The 24,129-nt window shown below is 42.3% G+C and carries 18 protein-coding genes; 15 read left to right on the top strand and 3 right to left on the bottom strand.

Annotation, left to right across the window (positions count from 1 at the left end; genetic code table 11):
• Positions 1–37: 37 nt before the first annotated feature.
• Genes dnaX through recR form a run of 3 tightly spaced genes read left to right on the top strand, consistent with a single transcriptional unit; the run spans position 38 to position 2,623 of the window.
• On the top strand, positions 38–1,624 hold the full coding sequence (gene dnaX, locus INF20_RS00845) for a DNA polymerase III subunit gamma/tau (protein ID WP_226384502.1): 1,587 nt from the start codon (positions 38–40) through the stop codon (positions 1,622–1,624).
• A 31-nt stretch (positions 1,625–1,655) separates the two neighbouring features.
• Complete coding sequence (locus INF20_RS00850) at positions 1,656–2,003, top strand: YbaB/EbfC family nucleoid-associated protein (protein ID WP_404812904.1); 348 nt, start codon at positions 1,656–1,658, stop codon at positions 2,001–2,003.
• 14 nt (positions 2,004–2,017) lie between these two features.
• Positions 2,018–2,623: a recombination mediator RecR gene (gene recR / locus INF20_RS00855; RefSeq protein ID WP_226384503.1), complete on the top strand. Its 606-nt coding sequence runs from the start codon at positions 2,018–2,020 to the stop codon at positions 2,621–2,623.
• Positions 2,624–2,707: 84 nt separating this feature from the next.
• Here the strand turns inward: recR and INF20_RS00860 are convergent, their stop codons facing one another.
• Entirely contained in the window at positions 2,708–3,508 is an 801-nt protein-coding gene (locus tag INF20_RS00860; protein ID WP_226384504.1) for a PHP domain-containing protein, read from the bottom strand.
• 144 nt (positions 3,509–3,652) lie between these two features.
• Between INF20_RS00860 and cls the strand changes: the two genes are divergently transcribed.
• The 7 genes from cls (at position 3,653) to radA (ending at position 15,418) form a co-directional block, all read left to right on the top strand.
• Positions 3,653–5,080 (top strand): cardiolipin synthase, encoded by a 1,428-nt coding sequence (gene cls, locus INF20_RS00865; protein WP_226384505.1) that lies wholly within the window; start codon positions 3,653–3,655, stop codon positions 5,078–5,080.
• 21 nt (positions 5,081–5,101) lie between these two features.
• Positions 5,102–5,827 carry a site-2 protease family protein gene (locus INF20_RS07970; RefSeq protein ID WP_226384506.1) on the top strand — a complete coding sequence of 242 codons (726 nt, stop codon included), beginning with the start codon at positions 5,102–5,104 and terminating at the stop codon, positions 5,825–5,827.
• Positions 5,828–5,858: 31 nt separating this feature from the next.
• Positions 5,859–6,875, top strand: coding sequence for a DUF5050 domain-containing protein (locus tag INF20_RS00875; protein WP_226384507.1), 1,017 nt, complete (start codon positions 5,859–5,861; stop codon positions 6,873–6,875).
• 162 nt (positions 6,876–7,037) lie between these two features.
• A complete protein-coding gene (locus INF20_RS00880; RefSeq protein ID WP_226384508.1) occupies positions 7,038–9,329 on the top strand; it encodes an ABC transporter ATP-binding protein in 2,292 nt (763 codons plus the stop codon).
• A 3-nt stretch (positions 9,330–9,332) separates the two neighbouring features.
• A complete protein-coding gene (locus tag INF20_RS00885; protein ID WP_226384509.1) occupies positions 9,333–11,795 on the top strand; it encodes an ABC transporter ATP-binding protein/permease in 2,463 nt (820 codons plus the stop codon).
• 97 nt (positions 11,796–11,892) lie between these two features.
• Positions 11,893–13,851, top strand: a complete 1,959-nt coding sequence (locus INF20_RS00890; RefSeq protein ID WP_226384510.1) for an elongation factor G — start codon at positions 11,893–11,895, stop codon at positions 13,849–13,851.
• 169 nt (positions 13,852–14,020) lie between these two features.
• A complete protein-coding gene (gene radA, locus INF20_RS00895; protein WP_226384511.1) occupies positions 14,021–15,418 on the top strand; it encodes a DNA repair protein RadA in 1,398 nt (465 codons plus the stop codon).
• Here the strand turns inward: radA and INF20_RS00900 are convergent.
• Positions 15,378–16,841: a sensor histidine kinase gene (locus tag INF20_RS00900; protein ID WP_226384512.1), complete on the bottom strand. Its 1,464-nt coding sequence runs from the start codon at positions 16,839–16,841 to the stop codon at positions 15,378–15,380. The genes radA and INF20_RS00900 overlap by 41 nt on opposite strands.
• Complete coding sequence (locus INF20_RS00905) at positions 16,831–17,538, bottom strand: response regulator transcription factor (RefSeq protein ID WP_226384513.1); 708 nt, start codon at positions 17,536–17,538, stop codon at positions 16,831–16,833. The genes INF20_RS00900 and INF20_RS00905 overlap by 11 nt, the downstream gene beginning before the upstream one ends.
• Before the next feature lie 165 nt (positions 17,539–17,703).
• Between INF20_RS00905 and INF20_RS00910 the strand changes: the two genes are divergently transcribed.
• From INF20_RS00910 to INF20_RS00930, 5 genes are all read left to right on the top strand, one after another.
• On the top strand, positions 17,704–17,967 hold the full coding sequence (locus INF20_RS00910) for a metal-sensing transcriptional repressor (protein ID WP_226384514.1): 264 nt from the start codon (positions 17,704–17,706) through the stop codon (positions 17,965–17,967).
• Positions 17,968–17,990: 23 nt separating this feature from the next.
• Positions 17,991–20,528 carry a heavy metal translocating P-type ATPase gene (locus INF20_RS00915; protein ID WP_226384515.1) on the top strand — a complete coding sequence of 846 codons (2,538 nt, stop codon included), beginning with the start codon at positions 17,991–17,993 and terminating at the stop codon, positions 20,526–20,528.
• 149 nt (positions 20,529–20,677) lie between these two features.
• Complete coding sequence (locus tag INF20_RS00920; RefSeq protein ID WP_226384516.1) at positions 20,678–21,148, top strand: CarD family transcriptional regulator; 471 nt, start codon at positions 20,678–20,680, stop codon at positions 21,146–21,148.
• Between the two features lie 40 nt (positions 21,149–21,188).
• Entirely contained in the window at positions 21,189–22,334 is a 1,146-nt protein-coding gene (gene ispF / locus INF20_RS00925) for a 2-C-methyl-D-erythritol 2,4-cyclodiphosphate synthase (RefSeq protein ID WP_226384517.1), read from the top strand.
• Positions 22,335–22,398: 64 nt separating this feature from the next.
• Positions 22,399–24,129: a proline--tRNA ligase gene (locus tag INF20_RS00930; protein ID WP_226384518.1), complete on the top strand. Its 1,731-nt coding sequence runs from the start codon at positions 22,399–22,401 to the stop codon at positions 24,127–24,129.

The following is a 24,129-nucleotide window of genomic DNA, read 5'->3' on the forward strand; positions in this document are numbered from 1 at the left end:
CCAAGGGGCAATTTTAGATAGGAGACGAGATAGCAAAATGTATAAAGCACTATATAGAGAATACAGACCGGAAGTATTTGAAGAAATGCTCGGTCAGGAACATATAGTAAAAATACTAAAAAAGCAGGTTGAAAGCGATTCGGTAAATCATGCCTATCTTTTTTGCGGCACTCGAGGAACAGGTAAAACGACCACTGCAAGACTTTTGGCGAAGGCGGTAAACTGTCTTTCTGAGGGCGAAAAACCCTGCGGAAAATGTGATAATTGCAGAGCCATAAAGGAAGGCACATTTATGGATCTCATTGAAATCGACGCCGCTTCTAACAACGGTATCAATGATATAAGAGAATTAAGGGAAAGCGTAAATTTCCCACCGGCAGTGGGAAGAAAAAAGGTGTATATCATAGACGAGGTGCATATGCTTTCCAAGGAAGCCTTTAACGGTTTTCTAAAGACTTTGGAGGAACCTCCGGAAAATGTAATGTTCATTTTGGCAACAACGGAGCCGCAGAAACTGCCTCAGACAATTCTTTCCAGATGTATTAGAATGGATTTTAGAAGAGTATCTGAAGCAGATTTGGAAACAAGAATGAAGGAAATCTGCCAGCGAAAGGGAATAGAAATAGATGAAGATGCTCTTAAACTGGTGGCTACAAATGCCGATGGATCGGTGAGAGACGGTCTTACACTCCTTGAACAGTGCATTTCCGGAAGGGAAGGGAAGGTCACAAGGGATGATGTGCTTGATGCCCTTGGAGCTGTAGGTGAAGAAACATATATAGATATGACAAATGCCATTGCCGATGGCGATGTTTCAAAATGCGTACTTAGCTTAAATGAAATTTTTTCTGCAGGCAAGGATGCAAGACAGGTAATGGGAGGACTGATAAACCATTACAGAAATCTTCTTCTCACGAAATATGTTAAAAAGCCGGAGCATATTTTAAATATGTCCCTAGAAAATGTGGAGAGAGTAAGAGAGCAGTGTCAGAGACTTGATACCGCAGAGATAAATAACGCCATAATACTTCTGTCAAAGACAGCAGGAGAAATGACATATTCCACACAGCCAAGAGTTCTTTTGGAGCTGGCTGTGGTGCAGCTGGCAACGGGAATGTCGCAGATGGTACAGATGCAGCCTGGTACCAAGATGCAATCAAAGCAGCCGGTAAAACAGGCACAGCAGATGAAGCCGTCACCGGAAACCAAAAAAACAGCTCCATCACAGGGTAGCATCGAAGTGAAGCCAACGGATGAACCTGAAAGAGAAGAGGTTAAAAGCGAACCTAAGAATGTGGCTGATATGGACATGGAAGAGGTATGGAGAGATGTGTGCAATGAGGCTGTGTCAAAGAATCCGATGCTGATAGTAGTGCAGCAACATACCTTTCCAAAGAAGATGACATCCGGTGAAATGGTAATCGGTGCTTTAAATACCACAGCTGTAATGATGCTTGAAAAGGAAAAGGAAAAATTAACTGAAATTCTCAGAAAGCAGACTGGCAGCAATATGCATATCGTGATAGCCGGAAATAATGAAAAAGAGGATCAAGGACAGAATGTCGAGGAAACCGCACATATGGTAGAAGATATACTCGGCGTTCATGTAAAGATAGAAGATTAGAGCAAATCGGGAGGAAAAAATGGGTAGAAATATGAGAGCGGGCAAAAAGCCTAAAAAAGCCGGAGCAGGAAATATGAAACAGCAGATGGCTCAGATGCAGGCGGTGCAAAGGCAAATGGAGCAGCTGCAGTCTGAAATAAGTGAAATGGAAACTACAGCCACATCCGGCGGCGGAGCAGTTTCAGTAACTGTGAACGGAGATAAGGAAATTAAAAGCATAACCCTTCAGCCGGAAGTTGTTGACCCAGATGATATTGAAATGCTTCAGGACCTGATTATGACTGCGGTAAACGAAGCAATGAGGCAGATGGATGAAATATCCAGCGGAGAAATGAGCAAGCTGACAAGCGGTCTGGGGCTTCCTCCTGGACTTCTGTAGGAGAAAATCGCAATATGAAATATTATGCTAAACCTTTGAACAGACTTATAGGAGAGCTGTCAAAGCTGCCGGGTATAGGCGGTAAGACGGCGCAGAGACTTGCTTTTTATATTCTTTCTCTGGAAGACCAGGAAGTGGAAAAGCTGACAGGTGCCATAACCGAAGCTAAAGCTAAAATGAGGTACTGTTCGATATGCGGCAATCTTACGGATGAGGATCCGTGCAGAATATGTACTGACCACAGCAGGGATAAAAGCGTAATCTGCGTGGTGGAAAGTCCAAAGGATGTTGCCGCCATGGAAAAGATAAGAGAATACAAGGGACTGTATCATGTTCTCCACGGAGCTATTTCACCTATGGAGGGCATAGGACCTGAGGATATAAATCTCAAATCCCTTATTAAAAGGCTTCAGGGAAATGATGATGTAAAGGAGATAATTCTTGCCACAAACCCGAACATCGAGGGAGAAGCTACAGCCATGTATATAGCAAGGCTTATAAATCCATCGGGGATAAAGGTTACAAGGATTGCTCACGGAATTCCGGTGGGAGGAGATTTGGAATACACAGATGAAATCACGCTGTTAAAGGCGATGGAAGGACGAAAACCCCTGGGATAAAAATGATAAATAGGGCTGTAGCCCACAAAAGAGGCTGTCACGCAAGTGCGAGGCAGCCTCTTTGATTTCTTACCTTATTAAGTTTTACAGTGTCAGCTCCTGGACCTTTCTGAATTTCCTAAATGGTGTAAACAGATAACCAAGTCCTACATTGTAGGCCATAAATCCGTACACTGCAGTCCAGTGCATTTTTCGTGCCATACCCGGTGTTGCTTCGCGTTCGCGACCGCCGGCACCTACGATTCTGTTTTCTCTGACAGCCCTTATTAAATCGTCGTTGCATGTTATATCTTCGTCAAACTCGGTATATCCCATGCCGACATAGTCTGCCTTGTGGGAATCTGAACCTCCCAGTCCAGGCTTACCGTGCTTTTCGGCCAACTGTGAAGCGAGTTCATTGGCCTGGGGCGTCTCACAGGTATTAAAGACTTCGATGAAATCGAATTGTTCTATCAGTGAGGCGTTTTTCCTTGCTGCTCTCAGACTCATAAAGCTGGAACTCTTTACCCCGTAAGGATGGGCAGGTCCTAAAATACCGCCATGCTGATGTACTATCTGTATAAGGTGTTTCAGGGTAAGACCGCGTACATTGAGGAGTTTGAGCTGTACTCCGTCAGGAAGTACCACTATGAAATGACCTGCATCTCTTGTATCGTATTCGATACCTTTGAGAACTACAAAGTCTTTAAACTCTTCTTCGTTGCGGATTTCGTCCCATACCTTCCACCCCTTTGAGGTGGTATGGTCGGTAATCATCATACCGCCGAAACCCTGTTCTTTCAGAAGTCTTATATACTCGTCGAGTGAGATCTTGGAATCGATGGAGCCGGCCCTGGTATGGCAGTGCATATCGATTTTCAATATCCCTTCCTTTCTCCGCTTCAAAAATATAACTTCCTTTTATATTTACAGTATAATCCCCAAATGTGAGCAAATCAAGGATACTTTAAAGAACTGTTTTAATTTAATTGTCGAAGTGGTATAATACGATTACTGTATTGAAATGAAGGAAAAGGGTAGAGGAAAGCTATGTTTGAAGTGATACTGATTATAAATATACTCATAGCCTTGGCCATCATCTTTTTGGAGCGAAAGGACACATCCGCAACGCTGGCATGGATAATGGTCCTTCTTTTTATACCTATTTTAGGAACGATTTTTTATATTGTTTTTTCGCAGAACATTTCAAGACAAAAGATATTTAGATTGTATGAAAACGAAGAGGAGATGATTTCTGCTTCATTAAAAAAGCAAAGTGAGGCAATCGGAGAAGGTACATTTGAATTTGAAAATAAAATCGCAGCAAAATGGACAGACCTTATTAAGCTTAATCAGTCATGCAGTCACGCATATTTTACGCAGGATAACAGCATAGAACTCTTTATCGATGGTAAAGAAAAAATGAAGGCTCTGTTCGACGATATTGAAAATGCAAAATCCTATGTTAATGTACAGTATTTTATTATCAAAAAGGATATAGTAGGTGATGCGTTTTTAAAACTGCTCATCCGTAAGGCCATGGAAGGTGTTGAAGTCAGGCTGCTGGTGGATGCCCTTGGTTCAAGAGGGATAAATAAGGAATTGGTAAGAGAGCTTAAGGCAAGCGGCGGACATTATGCGGAGTTTTTCCCAAGTAAGTTTAAGCTGTTTAATACAAAGCTTAATTACAGAAATCACAGAAAGATTGTGATTATAGATAATGAAATCGGATATGTTGGTGGATTTAATATAGCCAGAGAATACGTTGGACTTAAGCGTAAATTCGGCTATTGGAGAGATACTCACCTGAAAATAAGAGGCGGAAGCGTTCTTGATTTAAATGCTAGATTTCTTTTGGACTGGCGAAGTGCCACAAGAGAAAAATTCAATATGGAAGAAGTGTTCATGGAGGAACAGGAGGGCAGCGGTAATATAGGCGTTCAGATTGTTTCTAGCGGACCGGACAATACAAGAGAAGAAATCAAGCATGGCTTCTTTAAGATGATTACATCGGCTAAAAAAAGCATTTATATACAGACTCCGTACTTTGTGCCAGATGCTCCGATACTGGAAGGACTTAAGATGGCAGCTCAATCCGGCGTTGAAGTAAATGTGATGATTCCGTGTATGCCGGACCACATGTTTGTATACTGGGCCACATATTCATATGTTGCGGAGCTCATGGAAGAGGGTGTCAATGTGTATATATATGATAACGGCTTCCTCCATGCTAAGGTGCTGGCAGTTGACGATGAAATATGTACGGTGGGCTCTACAAATTTTGACAGAAGAAGCTTTAAACTTAACTTTGAAGCAAACGCTTTTATCTATGATGCAGAATTTACAAGTAAGATAGTGGATTCGTTTAAAGAGGATATAAAGCTGAGTTATAAACTGACTCAGGAGCTTTATGACCAGAGAGGCTCGTGGATAAAGATAAAGGAAGTATTTTCAAGAATACTGTCCGATGTATTGTAATGTGATACGGGAGGAAAGAAAGTGAAAAGATTTATGAATCCTGCAGCATTGGTGCTGCTGGTGTTGTTGGCTCTGACATTTAGTCAGGCAATCAGAAGAGATCCGGGCGGATGGATTATCAATGAGTTCCTGATGCTTCCGGGAATTATTATAGGACTTTGTTTTCATGAGTATGCCCATGGTATCGTGGCGTACAAACTGGGGGATCCCACACCTAAGTTTCAGGGAAGACTTACGGTAAATCCCGGTGCTCATTTGGATCCTATAGGATTTTTGGCACTGCTTTTTGTAGGCTTTGGTTGGGGTAGACCGGTGGAAATAAATCCTTATAATTTTAAAAAGCCAAGAAGAGATGAATTTCTTGTGGCAATAGCAGGTGTGGCTATGAACTTTATCATAGCGGTGGTATTTGCCTTTATATACAAGCTGGTTACCCAGTCAGCGGGAATAGGATTGTATACGGACGGCATAGGCGGATATATTTGCTGGATTATATTTTATATAATATATATGAATGTGATACTTATGCTCTTTAATCTGTTGCCGGTACCGCCGCTAGATGGATTTAATATTGTTACGGAGATATTTGATCTTAAGAGATATTCTTGGTATTACACTTTGTATCAGAACGGCTTTTTTATCCTTATGCTTCTGATACTGTTTAATGTGACGGATACCGTACTGACACCGCTTATAAACGGAGTTATGAACTTTATGATGTCCATAGCAGGATTCGGGTTGTTTTAGCGGTAGATGAATGGAAAGGAAAAGATATATTATGAAAGGTATTTTAAAAAAGACTTGTGCAGTATTTATGTCTGCTGCCATAGCAGTGACCATGGCTTCCTGCGGAGCTCAGTTTAACACGGTGGGTGCCACAGTGGGTAATATGTTAAACGGTGGGGAAGTAACTTCTCAAAACGGCTCAACCTATTATCTTAAAGATGGTGACATATATAAAACCGATAGCGTTTCTAAAGAAGGAAAAGTTATAAAAGAAGGCGATATTGGTCTTGTAAATATTGTGGGAGATAAGATTTATTATTACGATAATGAAATAAGCACCATATGTAAGGTTAATTCCGAAGGTGATAGGGAAGAATGGATTGCAGAACTTTACTGTGATGCATTTACTGTGTCAAAGGATAATGTATATGCTTCAGTGCTGACTGGACAGGGCGGCGATGACCTGGAGGATTCGGACAACTACAGCGTTGTAAGGATGAAGGTTACAGACACTAAATTATCCAGCACAATGCCTAAGGTGCTTATTGAAAAAGCAAGACTAATAGGATGTGCTGGTGACAATATATATGTTAAAAAGAAAACCGATAAAGGAGAATTTCTCTACAGCTATGATAACGACGGCAACAACGAAAAGCAGCTGATGGCGCTTCCTGAAGACGGAGAAGTAATCGTGGATTCTTCTGCTATCTATCTAATTGGAACTGTGGATAAAGCCTACGGCATATATAAATACTCAATGTCTGGCGAAGATCAGAAGTTAATTACTGCAGTTAATAAGAATACAAAGACAGGAGCAAATGCAATTAATATCTATGACGGATATATCTATTATGAAGACTGTGTTACGGCTTCTGGTGGAACAGTTACAGACACTATTATCAAAATGAGTGTAGATGGAGCAGAAAAAACAACGGTTATGACTGCCGATAAGGCTTCGGAATACCAGCTTGCAGCCGGTGCTGACGGAATGATGGTTAAGGTCAGAGCAGCAGGAGATATAAACACTCATCCTAACTGGGAAGCTATTTCAGAGGAAGAGGCAAAATAACGGTGATTAAAATATCAAAATTACATGGAACAGGCGTAAGGCCTGTTCTTTTTTTAGAAAACAATAAGGAAGTCCTTTCCCATAAAAGAGAAAATAAAATACTGTTGACAGTGTACTATCTGTCGTAGTACACTAAACGCAAAGAAGAGAAAGGAGACCACCATGATAAGGTTAAAGAACGTTTCAAAGTTCTACTATAGCAAAGGCATGATAACCAGCGGATTTTCAAAGGTAAATCTTGAGCTGAATGTGGGAGAGTTTGTGGTAATCACAGGTGAATCCGGTAGTGGTAAATCTACGCTCTTAAATGTCATATCAGGCCTTGATACCTATGAAGAAGGCGAAATGTATGTCAACGGTGTGGAGACAAGCCATTACACCGAAAGTGACTTTGAAAGATACAGAAAAAAGTATGTGGGAAATATCTTTCAGAACTTCAATTTGGTATACAGCTATACCGTATACCAGAATATTGAACTGATACTGCTAATCAATGGCTACACAAAAGAAGAGGCGGAGCCAAAGGTCAGGGATATTATCAAAAAGGTAGGCCTTGAGGAGTTTACCGACACTAAGGCATCAAAGCTTTCCGGTGGACAGAAACAGAGGGTTGCTGTTGCCAGAGCCCTTGCCAAGGAAACGGATATGATTGTAGCAGATGAGCCTACGGGAAATCTGGACAGCGAATCTGCGGCAGCTGTAATAAAGGTTTTAGGAGAAGCTGCAAAGGACAAGCTTGTTGTGGTGGTAACTCATAACTACGATCAGTTTGAAAAATATGCCACAAGAAGAATCAAGATGAATGATGGCAGAATCACAGAGGATGAAGTGTTTTCAAAACCTAAGCCTAGTCCAGAAGTCCTGGCACGGCTGACAGGAGAAAGAGGCGAGGACAAGAAGGCTTTAAAGGATGCAAAGGCTGCCATCGAAAATGAAGATGGCGAAGGTGCACAGATAAACCTTTCCTCAAAGATAAGGCTTGGCTTGAGGAATGCCTTTAATATTGCTCCTAAATTTGTTCTTCTGTTGCTTGTATTTATGTTCCTGATTTTTTCCGTGGCAGGAGAGTACGCAACACTCAGTAAAAATGAAGCGGAACTCAGTGCCAACGGCAGAAATTCCTACTTTACCAACTACTCAGAAGATAGGATAGTTATAAATCGTGATGACGGTAAAGCTATGACAACAGGCGATTATAATGCTATCAGCGCCGTGAGCGGAATAGAAAGAGTTGAAAAAAATGACATTCTGCAAGACAGTGAATACTGGGCAGGAGGAGATATGTTCAGCCTTACGGTACATCTGTCAAGCCTCGATAATATTAAAAATGTGGATTACGGAAGAATGCCTGAAAATGATAGTGAAACCGTTATTCGCGTCAGCAGTGATAACTGGTATTTTTCAGATCAGGATATGATAAATCAGTCGTTGGATACCAACGTGTATGTGGAGGATTACAGTTCCTCGGCGCAGGATCTCACCATGAGAGATTTAAAGCTTGTGGGAGTCGTAATTGATGACAGCTTGGATACATGGACTGGTACTCTCTATCTTAACGGTGATACTCTGAAAACTGCCGAGGCTGATGTGATACTGACTAATTCACAGATAAATATAACTTCGGGAAACAGTGATATAGATTTAACTGCAGGAGAAATGTATCTGGTGGCATCGGATAAGGTACCTGAAGGAGAGGTTTATTCCACAGAGGCCCTTAACGGTTTCTTTGATGACGGACAGGCAACAGGTAAAAACATAACAGTAAGGACATCAAATATATACGCAGATAGTGAAACGGAGCTTTCCGTAGGCAGGATTATGAACGGAAAAACCATGGAAAGCCTTATGGGAATAGATGATTACGACATGTACAGCAGTGCTATTTTTGTAAATCCAAATGATATGGCAAGGATTGCAGGAGATGCACAGTATCAGTATTCGGCTTATGTTAAGGATTTAAAGGATGTGGATAATGCACTTAAATCCTTAAATGAGATGGGATACAATCCACTTTCCTTAAAGGGAGCTGTGTATGTTGACCAGATTTCCGAAGCGATGTTTAATATCGTGCAGGTGCCTGTGATACTGTTTTTACTGGTAGCGGTATTCTTTATATCATACTTTGTAGTAAAGCTGATACTGCGAAGCAGAAGCGACTACTTTGTAATACTCAGAATACTTGGTATGAACGGCAAGAATACAAAGAGGCTTTTGGACATCGAGCTTATGACAGTTGCCACGGTAGCATATCTGATATTCATTGCTGTTTATATCATAGCTAAAAACGGATTTTTCGGAAATTCCTTTATTGCAACTTTGGCTTCGATGCTCAGCGTGCCGCAGCTTGCAGTGCTGTATCTGATAATAATACTTATGGTATATCTTATTTCTGCAAAATTTGCGAAGAGTATGTTTAAAAAGTCGGCGATGGATACTTTCAGAGAGGAGGCATAGGTAATGATCAGGCTTGAAAAGGTAAATAAATACTTCTTTAAGGGAAAGAAAAATCAGATACATGTAATAGATAATACCGATTTAACCTTTGACGCCAGCGGCCTTGTGGCTCTTCTCGGTCCGTCGGGATGCGGCAAAACGACACTTCTCAATGTAATAGGAGGCCTTGACGGCATAAACAGCGGAGATATTGTAATAAACGGCGTTTCCATAGCGAAAGCAAGGACAGGGAAAAAGGATGCCATAAGAAACGAATATATAGGCTACATTTTCCAAAACTATAATCTGGTGGACGATATGACCGTGTTTGACAATGTGGCAGTTGTCCTTAAGATGCTGGGTATTAAAGATAAGGCTGAGATAGAAGAAAAGGTGAATTATGTTCTTGAAAAGGTAGGCATGTACCGCTACAGAAAGAGATATGCGGGAATGCTTTCCGGCGGCGAGAGACAGAGGGTAGGCATAGCCAGGGCGATTGTAAAAAATCCTCCGATAATAATAGCCGATGAGCCTACGGGAAATCTGGATAGCAGAAACACCCTGGAGGTTATGAATATAATAAAAGCCATTTCAAGAGATAAGCTAGTTATACTCGTTACCCATGAGGAAAACCTTGCAAACTTCTATGCTGACAGGATTATAAAGATAAAAGACGGTAGCGTTATTTCCGATGAGCCGAATAATCATGAAAAGGGTCTTGATTATGTTATGGACAACAGGATTTATCTGGGAGACATGAAAAGGGAAGAACAGTATTCCGGAGATGTCGCCGATGTCAGATTTTACGGCGGTGAAAACGAAAGAGCCAAGGCGGACATCGATATTGTTGTCAGAAACGGAAATATCTATATAAGGAGTAAGGATCCAAACAGCCGTGTGGAAATCGTTGATGAAAACAGCAGCATGGAGATTGTCGAAGGTCATTACAGGGAGATGACTAAAGAGGAGCAGGAGGCATATCAGTTTGATAGAACCGTCCTTGAGCATAAGGCGCCTGTAAAATATTCCACAACCATAAGCTTTGGCGAAATGATAAGGGGAGGTTTTAAAAAGGTAAAAAATTACTCTAGGACAAAGAAACTGCTTCTTGTAGGCTTCCTGGTGGCGGCAATGTTTATGACATATGCCATAAGCAATCTTATGGGACTTATGACTCCAGATGACAAGCAGTTTGTGACAGTAAACAAAGACTATATGAACATTTCAGACTCGGAGATGAGCATAGCTGACTATGAAAAATATCAGGCTGCGGAAGGCGTGAAATACGCAATTCCGGGAGATAGCCGAATAGATACGAAGCTTGTTATGGACAGATATTTGCAGACTGCTTCCGGCTATGAACTGATAAGCGGCTCCTTAGGCGATATTGATACTGTGGCAGATGATGAGATTATCGCAGGAAAGAGACCGTCATCGGATAGAGAAATACTGGTGGATACCATGGCATTGGAAAGTAATTTCAACAGTATGGAAGGCACCGTAAGAGAAGCAGGCTATCTTAAAAAATCCGATTTGGTTGGAGAAAAGGTTACTATAGGGGCTCTTGGAGAATTCACCATAGCAGGTATCGTTGACAGACAAAGTCCGGGAATCTATGCGGACAGCAGTCTCTTTCAAGATATTTTAGCTAGCGCCGGTACTTTTGGAAGCGACAATGAAGACAGTCAAGGTGCCCAGACAAAATATATCAGCGCCGATGCCCTATCAGACAGGTTTAAGCTGGAAGGAGGAAGCCTCCCTGATGAGGATTATGAGGTTTTAATAAATGCTGATTATAAAAACGAGATTGCTATAGGCTCTGTTCTTGAAGATGAAATAAACGGAAAGAAGCTTAAGGTTACCGGCTACTATTCGGGACTTTCCGATGATATTGCCGGTGCTGAAATAAGAATTGTGAATAAGAAAACTCAGGAATACGGAAATATACAAAAGGGTATTAAGAACTGCGGCGGTATGATGATATATGCCGCTGACAGAGATGTAGCTCAGACAGCTTTAGGTGAAATGGGACAGCAACCGGAGGATACATATGAAATAGCAAAGGCGCAGTATATGAGCTCCATAAAAAATCAGACCATAGCCATGATCGTGATGGCGGCGGTAATGTTTGTTATTTCAGTAATAGAGATATATCTGATTATGAGAGCATCCTTCCTTTCCAGAATAAGAGAAGTGGGCGTATATAGAGCTATAGGCATGAAAAAGCGTGATATATATAGGATGTTCACAGGTGAAATAACGGCTATTACAACAATAGCAGGGCTTCCTGGGCTTGCATTTATGTGTTATGTACTTTACAAGATAACAGGTGTTGACACCTTTGCGGAGCAGTTTGTATTTAACCCTATAATGGTAATCACAGCCATTGTGGTAATATACGGCGTAAATCTGATATTCGGTCTGCTACCGGTGTGGAGAACCGTTAGAAAAACACCTGCACAGATACTTGCAAGAACGGATATATAAATCTGCCACATACAGCTCAAAGCCTTTTTATTGATAACGGGCCCTAATAATGATATACTCAATTTAAGATTATTTATTGGAACAGGAGGGCTTTTATATGAAAGGCTACACAAGCGAAACTATCAGAAACGTGGCGCTGGTCGGACATGGCGGCTGCGGTAAGACAACTTTCCTGGAATCGGTACTCAAGGAAACAGGAGCCATAGACAGGATGGGTAAAGTGGACGAAGGTAACACCGTGTCCGACTATGACAAGATGGAAAAGGAAAAGGGATATTCCATCAATACATCGGTGGTGCCGGTAATCTGGAAGGAAAACAAAATAAACTTCATAGATACTCCGGGTTACTTTGATTTTGTGGGAGAAGTAAATGCTGCCCTGAGAGCGGCTGAGGCTGCCATTATCCTGGTGGATGCAGGAGCCGGTGTTCAGGTTGGTACAGAGCAGGCATGGAAAGCGTGCGAAAGATACAAAAAACCGCGTTTCATAGTAATAAATAAAAGAGATAAGGACGAATTTGACTACTACAAGACATTCGACGAACTGAAGGCTAAATTTGGAGATCATCTGATTCCGTTCAGCTGGCCTATTACAACAGAGATAGATGAAGAACTTAAGGAAGCCATTGCCATGACTAGCGATGAGCTTATGGAAAAGTACTTTAACGGCGATAACTTCACTGAAGAAGAAATCAAAAAAGGTCTTGCGGAAGGTATAGCAGACGGTGCCATGGTACCTGTACTGTCCGCAGCATTCGAACTGCAGAAGGGTTCCCAGGGACTTTTGGACCTTTTGGTAACATATGTTCCTACACCTCTTCAGCATGGTCCTTATCAGGGCTTTAACGATAAAAACGAGCCTGTTGAAAAGGTTTCTGTGGTTGACGGACCTGTTTCAGCTTTCGTATTTAAGACTATTATCGACCCGTTTGTTGGTAAGATTTCAATCATGAAGGTGGTATCTGGTAAACTGAATGCCGGTACCGAAGTCCTCAACGAAAGAACAGGCAAGATGGAAAAGATAGGAAAGCTGTTCTTCCTTAGAGGAAATCAGCAGGAAGAACTCAACTACGCAGAAGCAGGAGATATCGTTGCAGCGGCTAAGCTTCAGTATACACTTTCCGGTGATACTCTTTGCGACAAGAGCGATGTTATCAGATATCTGCCTTTGGATTATCCAAAGCCTTCCCTTTATGTGGCTATTGAGGCTGCTGATAAAAAGGATGAAGATAAGGTATTCTCCGGTCTTGCTAAACTGAGAGAAGAAGACCCTTCCTTCACAATCGAAAGAAACAACGAAACACATCAGACTCTCTTAGGCGGACAGGGTGAAATTCAGCTTGGAATCATCATGGCAAAGCTTAAGGATAGATTCGGTGTTGAAGTTAAGACAGTACCTCAGAAGATAGCCTACAGAGAAACAATCAGAGGAACTTCCGATGTACAGGGTAAGCATAAGAAACAGTCCGGCGGTGCAGGACAGTACGGTGATGTTCATATCAGATTTTCACCTTCCCAGGAGGAATTTGAATTTACCGAATCACTGTTCGGAGGATCAATTCCTAAAAACTATGTGCCTGCAGTTGAAAAGGGACTTATTGAATCCATGGAAAAGGGCCCTCTGGCAGGATGTAAGGTAGTTAATATCAAGGCTGACCTTTACGATGGGTCTTACCATGACGTGGACTCCAACGAAATGGCATTTAAGATTGCCGCTTCCCTGGCGTTTAAGAAAGGTATCATGGAAGCAAATCCTTGTCTTTTAGAGCCTATCATGAAGCTGGAAATATATGTTCCGGAAGATTACATGGGCGATGTTATGGGCGATATGAACAAGAGAAGAGGTAAGATTTTGGGTATGGAACCTCAGGCTGACGGCGAACAGAAGATCGTTGCAGAAGCACCTCAGGCAGAACTCTTTGATTATGCCGTTGTTCTCAGATCCATGACACAGGCAAGAGGACATTTTGAAATGGACTTTGCAAGATATGAACAGATGCCTCAGCAATTAGCTGACAAGATTATCAGTGCATATCAGGAAGGACAGAATAAATAGTTTATGTGAATGATTAGGCAAATGCGTGCCTGAACTTAATATCAAGCAGACGAAAGTCCGCACATTTAGGTGCGGGCTTTTGTGTTGACACAAACATGGCAAAATAATATAATACTAAATAAGAACAAATGTTCGCGCGCTTGAATTATAAATTTTGGGAGTTAAATATATGGCTAAAAAGAGTAAGACTGTATTTGTCTGTCAGGAATGTGGATATGAGAGCCCTAAATGGATGGGACAGTGCGTGTGCGGCGCATGGAACTCCTTTGTTGAGGAGAAGATAGTTACAGGGGAAGAAAACGACCCCAGAAGGCGTACAGGTATAGGTGCCAGTCATTTAGGAGGAATAAACAAGGCAGGGCGACTTGCTGATGTAAAGGGCAGTGATGCCGACGAGAGAATTGCAACAGGCTCAAAGGAACTTGACAGAGTTCTTGGTGGCGGTATGGTTAAAGGCTCTTTGACTCTTATATCCGGAGAACCGGGCATAGGTAAATCCACTTTGCTTATGCAGACTGCAGACAGCATATCTAAGGGCGGCCGTAAAGTTCTTTATGTATCCGGAGAAGAGTCTGAAATACAGCTAAAAATGAGAGCTGACCGCATATGCGGTGAAATAAGTGATAATTTTATGGTACTCTCTGAGACAAATATGGAGAACATAGCTCAGTGTGCCGTTGAAACAGAGGCGGGATTTATTATAGTGGACTCCATACAGACCGTTTATTCTTCTGCCCTTGATTCTGCACCGGGAAGTGTATCCCAGGTGAGAGCTTGCGGTAATGAGCTGATGCGTCTAGGTAAAACCTGCGGTATACCTGTGTTTATAGTTGCCCATGTGACAAAGAGCGGCGAACTGGCAGGACCTAAAATAGTTGAGCATCTGGTAGATTGCGTGCTGCATTTTACAGGAGAACGAAATCATGAGCTAAGGATATTGCGTTCTTTCAAGAATAGATTTGGAACCACCAGCGAAATAGGAGCCTTTGAAATGACTCAGGACGGTCTTAAGGGAATAGAAAACCTATCTCAGACCTTTCTTGAAGGCACCGAGGAGGCCAGGGAAGGCTCGACAGTGTCTGCGGTTTACGAGGGAACAAGACCTCTTCTTTTGGAAATACAGGCTCTGACTTCACCGACTAATATTGGTTTTGCAAGAAGAACAGCTATAGGCATTGATCTTTCCAGACTTAACATGATTTTGGCTGTATTAGAGAAAAAAGCCGGAATATCCATGATAAATCAGGATGTATATGTAAATGTTGTGGGAGGACTTCGCCCGGAAGGAACATATACTGATTTGAGTGTGGCCATGTCGGTGTATTCCTCATATAGGGGAAAAGAACCTGAACAAAAAACGATCGTTTTCGGCGAAATAGGTCTTACGGGAGAGCTTCGCGGAGTTCAGCACGCGGATAAGATAGTAAAAGAAGCTGTGAGAATGGGATACAAAAAAATAATTCTCCCGCGGGCAAATGCCGTAAAGTTGGCATCCGCGGCGGGAGAAGATGTTCGTATTATAGGGGTTAGTGAGATCGGTGAAGCAATCCGTGTCTGCTTCCCTTAGAAGCCTTAGGCTCCGGAGCAACCTCCAGTTCAAACCAGAAGGTGGTACCTCGTCCCATCTTACTTTCAACACCAAAGCGGGCGTTGTGGGCTATGAGTATTTCCTTGACTATTGAAAGCCCCAGACCGGAACTCTTGCTGGCACGCACATGATTGTTGCTGGATTTGTAATATCTTTCCCAGATATAAGGTAGCTCTGAGGCTTTTATACCAGGGCCGTGATCCACGACTTCGCAGTGGACGCGCTTGCCCCATTTCTTTACATTGATGAAAATCTTTTTATCATCACCGCAGTATTTAACTGCGTTGGAAAGCAGGTTGGCAACAACCTGTTTTATTCTTTCCGAATCTCCTATTACCTCTACATCCTGTCGGCAGTTAAATACGATGCTGTAGCCTTCCTTTTGCTGTAAAACACCGTATGGCTGTAGCACGGAATCAAACAGACCTTTGATGCTGAATCTTTCTATATTCAGCTGCAAGGTTCCTGCCTGTACATCGGATAAAGTCATCAAATCGTTTACAAGGCTGTTAAGTCTGTCGGCTTCATCTATGATAATCTGCAGATGGGCATTTCTCTTTTCTGGATTGTCTCCGGAAAGATCTCTTATCATTTCCGCATATGATTTTACCATGGTAAGAGGTGTGCGCAGGTCATGGGAAACATTTGCAACTATATCCCTCTGAAGATTTGAAGAACGTTCCAACTCTGAAGATGCCTTGTTTAATGTCTGAGCTAGCTCATTTATTTCTGAGTATGAATATCTGGTAGGGAAGGTGATACCGTAATCTCCCTTTGCCAGATTTTTTGCTTTTTTGTTTATATCGTCAATAGGTCGTGCAATTCTGATGGAAGCATAAACCGCAAAAAGAAGTCCGAAAATCAAAGAGCCCAAGGTGATGTATACCAGCTGATTTTGCATGATCTCAACGGTGGTGCCTACAGGGTAAAGCGGCGATAGCAAATACATGGCTGTATCGTGGGAAGCGTCAAGATATCCGGCATACACCCATGTTTCCCTTTGGGTCTTATCGGTCACCAGTGTAAGGGCTATATCGCTTTTATTTGGAGCAGCTTCGTTTAGACTATCCCTAGCCTGATCAAGCTCCGCCTGGTAACCCTCCGTTCGGCTGTCTGACGAATAAACTGGATTACCCTTATGCTCTATCTGCAGATATATGTCATCGCTGGAAAGTATATCCTGGATGCCGTCGATAAATTCTTTTCTGTTATCGCTGTTGTTGTAAACATCGGTTATAAGAGCGGCTTTTTTTTCGGAACTGATTATCTTCATTTTGTCATAGTAGTTGTTCATGAAAAATATTTGAAGAAACCAGTTTAAAAACAGAATAACTACTACTATCACAAGGAAATAAATCCATATTTTAAAGCGTACGCTTTTAAAGTTAAATTTAGAATTCAAATTTGTATCCTACCCCTCGTAATGTGATGATGTGATCCCTATAAGGACCGAGATGATTTCTGAGATTTTTAATATGAGTGTCTATGGTTCTGTCGTCACCGTAAAAATCGTAACCCCATATATCCTCAAGAAGCTGTTCTCTGGAAAGAGCAATTCCCTTGTGCTCTGCCAGATAGCACAAAAGCTCGTATTCCTTTGGAGTGAGCTCTGCCTTTTCACCGTCAACGGTAACGGAACGGCCTGCCTTGTCAATGTGAAGCCCTTCAAAATTAAGTGACTGCTCCTTTTCTTCCGAGGCACTGGCTGAAGCTGCCGCAGCGGCTCTGGCATTCATAGCCCTGGACCTTGCAATAACGGCATTTATTCTCGCCATCAGCTCCTTCGGACTGAAAGGCTTTATAACATAATCATCGATGCCCAGTTCAAAGCCGAAAAGCTTGTCGTATTCCTCGCTTCGTGCAGAAAGCAATATCACCGGTGTGTTTTTGCTTTTGCGTATTTCTCTGCATGCGCTGTAGCCGTCCAGCTTAGGCATCATTATATCCATTACTATGATATCGTAATCATTGTTATATGCCATTTCAACGGCCTGCTCGCCGTCGGCGGCCTCGTCTACGAGAAAGTCGTTAAATTCAGCGTATTCGCGGATAACCTTTCTGATATTCATTTCGTCGTCCACTACAAGTAATCTGTTCATACTGTTGATATCCTCCTTCTTTCTCCCCTATTCGTAAAAAAGGTCGTTTAATTATAGCACATTTTAAGAGATTTTCACAATTTAACATTGACAGGCGTGCCTAACAAGGGGTAATATTATACTATACCCCGGAGGGGTGTCAGCAACAGACAAAAGGAGTAACTTATGCAGGCGGATAAAAAACAGATAACGAGGCTTTTGAAAACAGCAAGAGGCCAGGTGGACGGTATACTTAAAATGGTGGAAGAGGACCGCTATTGTATTGATATTGTTCATCAGCTGATGGCAACAGAAGCCCTCTTAAACAAAGTTAATAAGGAGATTTTAACGGCGCACCTTAAGGTTTGCGTTAATGAAGCTGAAACCAGGGAAGAAAAGGAAGAAAAAATTGAAGAACTGGTTTCCTTGCTAGGAAGAATAATGAAATAAGGACGGAAAGAAAGAGAATTTCAATGAAAAAGGAAAAATTTGATGTTACGGGCATGACCTGTTCTGCGTGTTCTGCTAGGGTGGAAAAAACCGTGGCAGGGATGGAAGGAACATGTGATGTCAGCGTAAATTTGTTAAAAAACAGCATGGTTGTTTCCTATGATGAGAATGCCGTAAGTGAAGCGGACATCATAGGAGCAGTTGTAAAAGCAGGATACGGAGCCAGCGTGGCAGGCAGTGCTAAAAGTGGCACCGGAGATGCTTCAACTTCTAGCGGAGCAGCGGATGCGGCTTTAGAAGAAGTTAAGCAGATGAAACGCAGGCTTATAATCTCAATTATATTTACCCTGCCTATATTTTATATATCCATGGGGCATATGATGGGATGGCCGCTTCCTGACTTTTTACTCGGCGATGAAAACGCAGTTGTATTTGTATTTACGCAGTTTATATTGATGCTGCCGGTGGTTTTTGTAAACTTTAAATTTTACAGAATAGGATTTAAAACACTGATACAAAGAGCACCTAATATGGATTCTCTGATAGCCATAGGCTCCGGTGCATCCATAGCCTACGGCATATATGCAATATATAAAATAGCCTTTGCTATCGGACAAGGGGATATGGGAACTGTACATCATTTTGCAATGGATGTATATTTTGAGTCGGCGGCTATGATACTGACCCTTATTACCTTGGGAAAATATTTTGAAGCTAGAGCAAAGGGCAAAACCTCCGAAGCGATTACAAAGCTTATGGACCTTGCACCAAAAACAGCCACTGTAATAAGAGACGGCAAGGAGGAAGTTGTAGAGGCTTCAGATGTAGTAAAGGGCGACATTGTCGTTGTTAAAGCAGGAGAGTCAATTCCAGTGGATGGCGTAGTTACCGAAGGCCATGGCTCTGTGGATGAATCAGCTATAACAGGTGAGTCCATTCCCGTTGATAAAGAAGCCGGAGATAGAGTTATCGGTGCCACAGTAAATATGAGCGGATATTTCCTTATGGAAGCTGAAAAAATCGGTGATGAAACAGCTCTGGCTCAGATTGTAAGGCTGGTGGATGAGGCCACTTCTTCAAAGGCGCCTATTGCAAATACAGCAGATAAAGTGAGCGGCATATTCGTACCGGCGGTAATAGCCATTGCCATTGTGACATTTATCATATGGATGATAATGGGCATGGGCTTTGAGTTTTCCCTTTCCATGGGAATTTCGGTTCTTGTGATTTCATGTCCTTGTGCTTTGGGTCTTGCCACACCTACGGCGATTATGGTGGGAACAGGCAAAGGAGCAACAAACGGTATACTGGTTAAATCCGCAGAGGCTCTTGAAACAGCTCATTCTATAGATGCTGTGGTACTTGACAAAACCGGTACCGTAACAGAGGGAAGACCGGAAGTGACGGATGTTGTAGCGGCAGAAGGTATAAAAGAAAAGGAAATTTTAAAGATTGCATATTCCATGGAAAAACTTTCTGAACATCCTTTGGCGGATGCCATTGTAAGATATGCGGAAAGCCGTGGAACATCCCAGGGAGAAGTGACAGAGTTTGAACAAATTCCAGGCAGAGGCCTTAAATGCAGAGTGGATGGTGAGATATGTCTGGGAGGTAATAGATCTCTGATGGAGGAAGAACTTTCTGCAGAGCAGGATGCCGACTTAATTGAAAAGGGTAAAGAATACGCTGACCAAGGCAAGACGCCTATGTATTTTGCAGCTGGCGGTCGCGTAATAGGCATGATAGCTGTGGCTGATGTCATAAAGCAAACCAGCGCTGAAGCGGTGCGAGAACTTAAGGCTATGGGCATAGATGTTTACATGCTCACAGGGGACAATGAAAAGACGGCAAAGGCCATAGCTTCACAGGTAGGAATTGATAAGGTTATCGCTCAGGTGCTTCCTGAGGATAAGGAAAGCCATGTGAGACGCCTTGAGGAAGAAGGCAAAAAAGTGGCGATGGTAGGCGACGGTATCAACGATGCCCCTGCTTTAGCAAGAGCCGATGTTGGAATAGCCATAGGCGCCGGTACCGATGTCGCTATGGAGTCGGCAGATATAGTGCTGATGAAAAATGACCTTTTGGATGTGTCCACAGCGGTACAGCTTAGCAGAAAGGTTATAAGAAACATAAAAGAAAATCTTTTCTGGGCATTTATATACAATATAATAGGAATACCTGTTGCGGCAGGGGTGTTTTATCTGGCATTTGGACTTAAGCTGAGCCCGATGATAGGAGCCGCTGCTATGAGCATGAGCTCGGTGTGTGTTGTTTCCAATGCTTTAAGACTTAGATTTTTCAAACCTAAGAGATTATTCGAAGGTTACGCTGATATGAAAGGAGAAAATAAAATGAAAAAGACAATGATGATTGAAGGAATGATGTGCCAGAATTGCGTAAAACATGTTTTTAACGCACTTTCCAAAGTCGAAGGAGTTGATTCTGTGGAAGTTGATTTGGACGGCAAAAAAGCAGAGGTGGTTCTCAAAGATGAAGTTTCCGATGATGTGCTTAAAGAGGCTGTTACGGAAGCAGGATACGAAGTGCTAGATATAAAATAGCGATAAAATAAAGGCACAAAATAAATGGTCTGCACGTATTGACACTATATATTTTTTATGATAATATTAGAGATTTTTCGTTGACACGAAGCAAAAAAATATATTATACTTTAATCGGGAAGCTGTACTGGCTCCCGAAAGGAGTAGAGATGTATCACGTAGGAGATAAAATTGTATATCCTATGCACGGAGCAGGCATCATAGAAGGTATAGAGACTAAAGAGATACTCGGTGTTCAGAGAGAATACTATGTGTTTAGGACTCATGGCCGTATGAAGGTTATGATTCCGATAGAAAAATGCGAAGAAATCGGAGTTAGAGATATTATAGAAGAAAGCCAGGTGGACGAGCTTATGGAAGTTCTTAAAGCTGAGTCTACACCGATGCCAACCAACTGGAACAGGCGATACCGGGCCAATATGGACAAGATGAAAACCGGAGATATTCTCCAGGTGGCGGAGGTGGCCAGAAATCTTTACAGGGTCGAGCGTGAAAAGAGCCTTTCCAATGGCGAAAAGAAAATGCTGGTGAGCGCCCTTCAGATCATGGAAAGCGAGCTGGTATTGGTTAAAAATATCTCCGAAGAAGAAGCGGAAAAGATGATATGCGAAGTGATCTGACAAAGGTCACTTCTTTGTTATATGCAAAAAAGGATGGAATATGTATAAAGGAAGACGTATTGGAGCAATAATAGCTGCGGCAGGCTCCGGCAGCCGTATGGGAGGAGACAAGCCTAAGCAGTTTTTAAATGTGGATGGAATTCCGGTAATAGCTAAAACATATAGAGCCTTTGCTGACTGCGATATGATAGATGTCATTTATGTGGTGACAGGCGAGGATATGATGCAGCAGTGCAAAAATCATATGGTGCCGTATCTTGATACAAAGCAGTTAAAGAAATTCGGAGGTATAGTTTCCGGAGGAAATGAACGACAGGATTCCGTATATAATGCCCTTATTGCTGTAAAGGAGCAGGGCGGTGTGGATTATGTGCTCATCCACGATGCTGCAAGACCATTTGTAACAGGTAAGATAATTGAAACCACTGTTAAGGCGGCCGAGTCAAGGGATGCGGCGATAGTATGTGTAAGACCTAAGGACACCATAAGAACCGTAGATGAAACTTTGGACAGAAGAAGTCTTATGATCGTTCAGACACCACAGGGATTTCGTTTTGACCTACTCATGAATGCGTACGAAAAGGCATATGCTGATGGATATTACGGTACAGATGATGCCAGTCTTGTGGAAAGAATAGGAGTGCATCCTGCCCTTGTGGAGGGAAGTTATGCTAATATAAAGCTTACAACTAGAGAAGACCTACCGTCTGTCACAAGAATCGGAAAAGGTTTTGATGTACACAGACTTGTGGAAGAAAGAAAATGTATAATAGGCGGCGTGGATATTCCGAATAAAAAAGGTTTGTTGGGACACAGCGATGCAGATGTGCTTACCCATGCCATAATGGATGCCCTTTTAGGAGCAGCAGCTTTAGGCGATATAGGCAGAATTTTCCCGGACAGTGATGAACAGTTTAAGAATGCGGATAGCATAAAAATGCTGGAACAGGTGGGATATATGATAAGGGAAAAGGGATATGGCATTTCGAATATCGATGCTACCGTTATATGCGAAAGACCAAAGATATCCCCTTATGTGGAAGAAATGATTGAAAATATTGCTAAAGCACTTAAAATAGATAGTGATAGAATCAACATCAAAGGAACCACAACAGAAAAGTTGGGATTTACGGGTAGGAAGGAAGGCATTGCCGCAGAGGCGGTCTGCATTTTAAACACCCTATAAATTTCAAAATCGAAGTGAGAACAAATTGTTAACAATTATATAGATGAGGAGAGGAAATTAAACGATGAAACTTTCAAAGATGCATCTGAAAACATTAAGAGAAGTACCAAGTGAAGCGGAACTGCCGAGCCATGTTCTTTTGCTCAGAACAGGCATGATAAGAAAGCTGGTTTCCGGCGTCTACGGATTTATGCCCCTTGGCTGGAGAACTCTTAAAAAAATAGAGGATATAGTAAGGGATGAAATGGATAAAACCGGCGCTCAGGAAATACTTATGAGCGCAATTCAGCCATCGGAGCTGTGGCAAGAGTCTGGCAGATGGTTTGCTTACGGTCCTGAGCTTTGGAGACTTAAGGACAGACACGGTAGAGAATTTTGTCTGGGACCTACCCATGAGGAAATTTTTACAGATATAATCAGAAATGATGTTTCTTCATACAGACAGCTTCCGCTGAACCTCTATCAGATACAGACAAAGTACAGAGATGAGGCAAGACCTCGCTTTGGACTGATGAGATCCAGAGAATTTATAATGAAGGACGCATATTCCTTTGACAGGGACCAGGAAGGTCTTGATAAGAGCTATCAGGAAATGTATGAGGCTTACGAAAAGATATTTACAAGATGCGGATTGACATTCCGTCCTGTTGAGGCTGATACCGGTGCCATAGGCGGCAGCAACAGCCATGAGTTTACTGCAATTTCAGAAGTGGGCGAAAGTGAAATAGCTTACTGTGAGCATTGTCATATGGCAGCTACAACTGAGAGGGCAGAGGTAACAGATGCTGCACCTCAGGATGATATTGAGATGCTTCCGCTGGAAAAGAAGCTGACACCGGGAACAAAGACAATCGAAGATGTGGCTAATTTCCTCGAACTTGATAAAAAGCAGACTATAAAGGCGCTTCTCTTCGTAAAATATGATGATGAAGGTAATAAAGACGGATATGTAGCTGCTTTTGTAAGAGGTGACAGAGAGCTTAACGAGATCAAGCTTGTCAACGCTCTTGGTATACCTGAACATGCAATAGAATTTGCTGATGAATCAGAGATGAGTCAGGCGACAGGCTGTGTAGGCGGATTTACAGGTCCTATGGGTCTTCATGACTGTACCATTGTTGTGGACAGCGAACTTCCGGGACTTAAAAATATGTGTGCCGGTGCATGTGAAGAGGACCACCACTATATAAACATGAATTACGGTAGGGATTATGAAGGTGATATTATCGCTGACATAAAGACCTTGCTGGAAGGTGACCCTTGTCCTGTATGCGGCGCCCCTGTAAAGCATGCCAGAGGCATTGAAGTGGGACAGGTATTTAAGCTGGGAACAAAGTATTCTGAAGCCATGGGTGCATATTACAAGGATGAAAATCAGGAAGAAAAGCCTATTGTTATGGGCTGCTATGGAATAGGTGTTTCCAGAACTATGGCGGCTATAGTTGAGCAGCATCACGATGAAAACGGTATAATCTGGCCGATGTCCGTTGCTCCTTACCATGTAATTATAAGCTTGGTTAAGCCGGGAGATGAAACTCAGGCGAAGGTTGCTGAGGATATATACGAGCAGCTTTGCGCAGCCGGCGTTGAGGTAATGCTGGACGACAGAGATGAAAGACCAGGAGTAAAATTTAAGGATGCGGATCTTTTAGGCATTCCTGTAAGAATCACAGTTGGTAGAGGTGCTGCAGACGGTGTTGTAGAATACAAGCTCAGGCGTGATGCAGAAAAGGAAGAACTTCCAGTGGCCGAAGCAATTGCCAAAGCTATAGAAATAGTAAACAGCGAAAAATAA

The organism is Gallibacter intestinalis, assembly GCF_014982745.1.
In the GTDB taxonomy this organism is placed as follows: domain Bacteria; phylum Bacillota; class Clostridia; order Peptostreptococcales; family Anaerovoracaceae; genus Gallibacter; species Gallibacter intestinalis.